The sequence below is a fragment of the Providencia sp. Me31A genome, from assembly GCF_050487165.1.
GTDB lineage: Bacteria > Pseudomonadota > Gammaproteobacteria > Enterobacterales > Enterobacteriaceae > Providencia.
This window is the reverse complement of sequence record NZ_JBKQGZ010000051.1, coordinates 1-5499: the sequence shown is the minus strand read 5'-3', so window position 1 is coordinate 5499 and position 5499 is coordinate 1. Positions and strand designations below refer to the sequence as shown.

Annotated in this window: 6 protein-coding genes; 3 read left to right on the top strand and 3 right to left on the bottom strand. The window is 38.9% G+C overall.

Annotation, left to right across the window (positions count from 1 at the left end; genetic code table 11):
* Nucleotides 1-450: hypothetical protein (locus tag ACLPIE_RS22185; RefSeq protein WP_430263801.1), on the top strand; the 450-nt coding region annotated here is incomplete at its 5' end.
* Nucleotides 451-741: 291 nt separating this feature from the next.
* Here the strand turns inward: ACLPIE_RS22185 and ACLPIE_RS22180 are convergent.
* Entirely contained in the window at nucleotides 742-1803 is a 1062-nt protein-coding gene (locus ACLPIE_RS22180; RefSeq protein WP_430263800.1) for a HindVP family restriction endonuclease, read from the bottom strand.
* Nucleotides 1804-1891: 88 nt separating this feature from the next.
* Here ACLPIE_RS22180 and ACLPIE_RS22175 point away from each other — a divergent pair, with 88 nt between their 5' ends.
* Nucleotides 1892-3091: a DNA cytosine methyltransferase gene (locus tag ACLPIE_RS22175; protein ID WP_430263799.1), complete on the top strand. Its 1200-nt coding sequence runs from the start codon at nucleotides 1892-1894 to the stop codon at nucleotides 3089-3091.
* Between the two features lie 570 nt (nucleotides 3092-3661).
* Here the strand turns inward: ACLPIE_RS22175 and ACLPIE_RS22170 are convergent.
* Together ACLPIE_RS22170 and ACLPIE_RS22165 are read right to left on the bottom strand one after the other, a co-directional pair.
* Nucleotides 3662-3850: a Rop family plasmid primer RNA-binding protein gene (locus tag ACLPIE_RS22170; protein WP_430263798.1), complete on the bottom strand. Its 189-nt coding sequence runs from the start codon at nucleotides 3848-3850 to the stop codon at nucleotides 3662-3664.
* Entirely contained in the window at nucleotides 3847-4248 is a 402-nt protein-coding gene (locus ACLPIE_RS22165; protein ID WP_430263797.1) for a hypothetical protein, read from the bottom strand. Before ACLPIE_RS22165 ends, ACLPIE_RS22170 begins: the two co-directional genes overlap by 4 nt.
* Before the next feature lie 145 nt (nucleotides 4249-4393).
* On the opposite strand from ACLPIE_RS22165, the gene ACLPIE_RS22160 reads away from it, so the two are divergent.
* Nucleotides 4394-5332, top strand: coding sequence for a MobA/MobL family protein (locus ACLPIE_RS22160; RefSeq protein ID WP_430263796.1), 939 nt, complete (start codon nucleotides 4394-4396; stop codon nucleotides 5330-5332).
* The last annotated feature ends 167 nt before the right edge of the window (nucleotides 5333-5499 follow it).

The window sequence follows — 5499 nt, the reverse complement described above, 5'->3', positions numbered from 1 at the left end:
ATGGACTCGGTTACTGAGTTTAAATCCGTGTCTGAAAATGTGTCACAGCAAGTTAGACAGAGTGTGAGCCGTGAAATACAACAAATGAATGTCGGGCAATTACTGGGCGATCAAACAGCGGCAACGTATGAGTCCATTGAAAAAACCGCGTCACTGATTAAGCAACAAGCGGATGTGATTAATCAAGAAACCTTTTCAGCGAGAGAAACGCTTCTTCATGAGTACCGGCAATTAAAAAATCGATTTTGGTGGTTTATTGGCGCAGGCGTTATTTTTGCCGCCGGTTTAACCGTGTTTAATTCGTGGTATTTCAATCAGCAGATAGAGGTACTTAAAGCGAACCAAAATGTGATATACCGAGATCAACTACATTTAAAACAACAAATTGAAAAATTAGTCGATAAGCCAAAGAGCCTCAATAACACCAGTAAAAAACAGGACGTTTTCTAACGCAGGGCAAGCCCTTTGTTCAATCCTGAAATGGACACAAAATTTTTGAGTCCATTTCAGGATTCTAATCTTTGGTTTTTAAGTGTTTCAGTATCTTTTTTCCCTGAAATTAAAAAATGTTAAAAACGGCCTCAAACGCTCTATAAACCGTTCTAAACTTTCAGGGTGGATTTGGGTGTTACGGGGTGTTTTTAGTGCTTAAAATTGATTGTAGGCGTTTTGATGGTTATAAACGGGCTGTTTTAGACACTAAACTTGCCCGTTTAACATAATGGGTCTTATGGGTATCAGTTATTCCATTTCATCGAATATATGTGCAGCAGTGTAATAAACACTTTGATCAAAACGTCTTTCTGGACTTAATTTGTTCTGACCACCATTTAAAATTATTTCTTTCAGGATGGAAGGTGGTAACTTTGGCTTAGATCTTCTTGGGTGATCCATGTATGTTCTTGTAACTTTTCCGTTCAAAGAAAACTCCTTGTCACTTTGATATCCAAAGTTCATATCTGTATAGATTCTATCTATATGTGTTTTATTTTTACTTGCTATTTCATAAATAATTCTGGTTAGTCTAGCAGATGACCTCATTAGTCTACTTGCAGAAGAGCTATTATTAGATGATCTGTCGATAAATGTTCTACATAAAGCAAAATCACTCCATATAAAAATATCAAATGCATTCTTATCTAAAATTGGTGTTTTCCCTTTAGTTTTCCATATCGGTTGCATTAGGAATGGTGACTGATATTTATTAAAATTCAATTGAAATTTATTTAGGCATTTTATTATCTCTTCTCTCTTGGATAAAACTTCAGTTTCATTACTCCAGTGCTGTATGTTCTCACATGTTTTTTCGAATATATTTCTTATTTCTTTGAATTCATCTTTGCATGAATGCATTATACCTAATGCACAATATGATGTGCTTGCTGGTCTTATTACTATTTCAGAGCCCCACTCGCTTTCCTTATCATTGTATGTTGTATTATCAGGGACTACGGTTAGCTTTATTTCTAAAGCTCTTAAGTAATCATTTCCTTTCTTTATTACTAAATCAATTCCGCGAATATCATCATATGCATATTGTTGATATGGTTCATATTTGCTCTCAAATGAAAAAGTTAAATCATCATTTTTTATTTTTGTATTAAATATAAAATCAAAAGAAACCTCTTTAGCTTTTACTTTTAAATTTTCATCTAAGTAGAGATAGATTGGCTTAATGTTGTTATCTCTCATGTAGCATGCTAATGAAGCTGGGAATGAACTATTAAACTGATTCTTACCCCACAAGTCACAGTCTTTTCTGTTTGTGTTTTTTAAACCATAAAGAGATTCTTTTTTGTTCACTTTTTTACCTTTGGACGTCTATTTATTGACGTCTTTTGATCATGAGCTTAGTATCAACATATGGATATGATAATGAGTTTTGAGTGTTATGAGAATAATTGATCTTTTTAGTGGTTGTGGTGGGCTTTCTCTTGGGTTTCAAAAGGGAGGTAATGAGATTATTGGAGCTTATGATTTTTGGGAGCCTGCCATTGAGTGCTACAGAGATAACTTTAGCCACCCAATAACAAAATTAGACTTGAGTAACGTTGATTATGTAGTCAAAGAGCTTGCTGGTTTTGAGTTTGATATGATTATAGGTGGCCCTCCGTGTCAAGATTTTAGTCATGCAGGGCTAAGGGTTGAGGGAGACAGGGCGAATCTAACATTATCATTTTCAGAAATTATAAAAATAATAAAACCAAAATGGTTTGTTATGGAAAATGTGGATCGTGCATTGAAAAGTAGTACATATTCAGTAGTTAGACAAATATTTAAAGAATCTGGGTATGGTTTAACGGAAGTTGTTTTAGATGCTAGTAAATGCGGTGTTCCTCAAAAAAGGAAAAGGTTATTTGTCATTGGATGTTTAGGTGCTGATGATGATTTTATCATGGATGATATAAATAAAAATTTATCAAAAACAAGTATGACTGTAAGGGATTATTTTGGTGATGAACTTGGGGTTAGTTATTACTATAGGCATCCAAGGAATTATAATAGGAGAGGCGTATTCTCTATAGATGAACCTGCGCCGACAATCAGAGGTGTTAATAGGCCAATACCTGATGGTTATACTGGTCACTCTGGCGATCCCGTTAGCGTATCTAATAATGTAAGACCATTAACCACATTGGAACGAGCTCGAATACAAACATTCCCTAAGAATTTTAAGTTCAAAGGATCAAAAACAAACATGGAACAAATGATTGGGAATGCTGTACCAGTTGAGCTAGCTAAATATGTAGCTATAACCATAAATAATCATATAAAGAATAACTCTATCAAAATGGTTTATTACAAAGATAATTTCAGGGTATGGTTAAATTCAAATAAAAAACTAACTAGAAAATCTTTAAATGATGTTATTTCAAGGTTTAATAGGGCGACATCATTTTTTGGTGATGATTTTATTGATTTTAATAATTATCAAATTGACGAAATATTAATGAAGCTAGAAAGAAATGTATCATTCAATAAATTGAGTGTTAGCCTAAAATCTCAATTAAGGCGTTCTTTTCGGCTATATCATGAGTTTGTTAACGATAGCGATACTCAGCGTAATGAGATAAGTCTTGAGGTTGCGTAACATTCATTGTATCTTTTCTTAAAAGAAAAACCGCCGTAAGGCGGTTTTTCTAAAAGTTGGTTTATTGAGCTTGCCGGCTCATTAAACCGAGGTAACAGGGTCTGAACACCACTGAAACCAAATTCTGTTCTGATAGTTTAGCCGTTATTGCGGTGACACTTCAAGGATTTCAGCGAAATAATTCATTCTCCCTGTTACCAATGGCTATCGCCAGTGGCGTTTTTACGTGTCTGTCAGGGTTGGATTCAAGAGAACAGTTACCTGAACAGGCGTGATAGTCGGGCTAAACGGGGAGTTCGTGCAGATAGCCCAGCTTGGAGCGAACCACCTAAACAAGCGCAGTGCCGGTACAGGGAAGCTGAGAGATAGCGCCCCCAAAGACAGAAAGAGCGGATTAAAACCGGCTGTAAACTTGTAAGGTGGGAACAGGAGAGCGCACGAGGGAGCCGTCAGAGGGAAACTTCTGGCATCTTTAGAGTCCTGTCGGGTTTCGCCTATCTTGACTAGAGCACCGAAAATCAGTCGATTTTTGTGAAGCTCGTCAGGAGGGCGGAGCCTATTGTAAAAGGGCTACTCCTTTTCTAGCTTTGCGCTCAGTTGTTGGTGTAGTGATTCTGCCCGTTCGTGGAGTTCTTCGCACAGATTGGTTTCTGCATCGAGATTATTTGAATCCAGTTCATTGAGCTTTTCGAGTAAAAGCAGACTTTGTGATTGGAGAAATTTAGCCATATTGAGGACGGCTTTTTCTTGTTTGGTCATTTATCGGATTGTTCCTTGTCACGTTCTTGGAGTTTTTGATTAAATAGTGTGAATGATTGAATGAGTCTTTCTGGGTCATAGTTGGGCTTTCCGGTCACCTTATCGACTAATCCTGATTGAGTGAGCATCCCCGCAGAGAGGAACATCTGATGATTGCGCTCGCGACGTTTTTTCTTATTGGAGATGCGTTCTTGTACAGCCCGTCGTTGCGCGGTTTCTTGCCGTTGTAATTCGTTCTTTTCGGCCGTGGCGAGTACATGGAGTTGTTTTTGCTCTAATGATGTCCGGTTTTCGATATCCAGTAGTCGGATAATTTCCCTTTGTCGCGTTGTTTGTTCCTTGAACTTGCGAATCAATCCCATCCTTTTGGCGACCCATTCAATATTCGTTGTGCGCATTCTTCACCTCGATTTTTCATTTTTAGCCTTTCTATTAAATCAGAATTCCGTCTATACTGCCAATGGACACTATAGTATATAGCGCACTTATATGTTTCTGCCTACGGCGAGAAACGTGCGCCCTTGCAGGGGGCTAAAACCAGAAATGGCGACCTACCATTTTAGTGTAAAGTTTGGTGCAAAAGGACGTGGTGGCGCGCATGCCGATTACATCACTCGAGAGGGACGATATCAGCATCGAGGCGATCTTGTGCATGTTGAGCATGGGAATATGCCAGCATGGGCAAAAGAGGAGCCTCAGCATTTCTGGCAAGCAGCCGATCAGTTTGAGCGAAAAAATGGCTCGGCATACCGTGAGTTTGAAATAGCGCTCCCCCGAGAATTGAACAGTGAGCAGCAAATTGGGCTGGTTCGTGAGTTTGTTAACCGTGAATTGGGCGAGCGTCATGCTTACACGTTAGCGATCCACAATCCCACCGCTAGTATTGACGGAGGGGAACAGCCGCATGCGCATGTGATGATGAGTTTACGCGTGAATGACGGTATAGATCGCGCGCCAGACCAATATTTTAAACGGTTTAATGCGAAATACCCTGAGCGAGGCGGAGCACAAAAGGATTCAGGGCATAGCTTAACGTTAACTGAACAGCGCGAGGCGCTGGTTGATTTGCGTGAGCGTTGGGCTGATACCCATAATCGTTATGTTGAAAATTTAGGAATTGAAAACGCCCACGTAGATCACCGTTCACTGGCTGATCAAGGTATAGAACGATTGCCAGAATATCACTTGGGATTTGAAGCGTCAGGACGACTCACGGACGAGGATAAACTCAGTCTAAAACAGCTTCGGGAGCAGTCTGATATTGAGCGATATGGGCAAGAGCAAATACAGTATATCGATTTTCATGATGAAAAATGGCTCTCCGAGTATAAGCAAGCGATGGAGCATTACCGAGAACGCTTTGAGCAAAGTTTTATCGCAGATTTAAAACAGGATATAGCTGAAAAAAAACAGGAGATAGAGCGTAGCGTTATCAAAGAAAAAACTATTGAACGGGAACGAGGGTTTGGTTATGGCGATTAGTACAGATCAAAAAATTTTAGGATTGGTGTTATTTGCTGAAACTCAGCAAAAAGAGTTGTCTAAAGCGATAGAGACCATGATGGACTCGGTTACTGAGTTTAAATCCGTGTCTGAAAATGTGTCACAGCAAGTTAGACAGAGTGTGAGCCGTGAAATACAACAAATGA

What these genes read in the sequence shown, in the direction of transcription:
- ACLPIE_RS22175 (WP_430263799.1), top strand. Translation starts at nt 1,892, where the DNA reads ATGAGAATAATTGATCTTTTTAGTGGTTGTGGTGGGCTTTCTCTTGGG.
- ACLPIE_RS22170 (WP_430263798.1), bottom strand. Translation starts at nt 3,850, where the DNA reads ATGACCAAACAAGAAAAAGCCGTCCTCAATATGGCTAAATTTCTCCAA.
- ACLPIE_RS22165 (WP_430263797.1), bottom strand. Translation starts at nt 4,248, where the DNA reads ATGCGCACAACGAATATTGAATGGGTCGCCAAAAGGATGGGATTGATT.
- ACLPIE_RS22160 (WP_430263796.1), top strand. Translation starts at nt 4,394, where the DNA reads ATGGCGACCTACCATTTTAGTGTAAAGTTTGGTGCAAAAGGACGTGGT.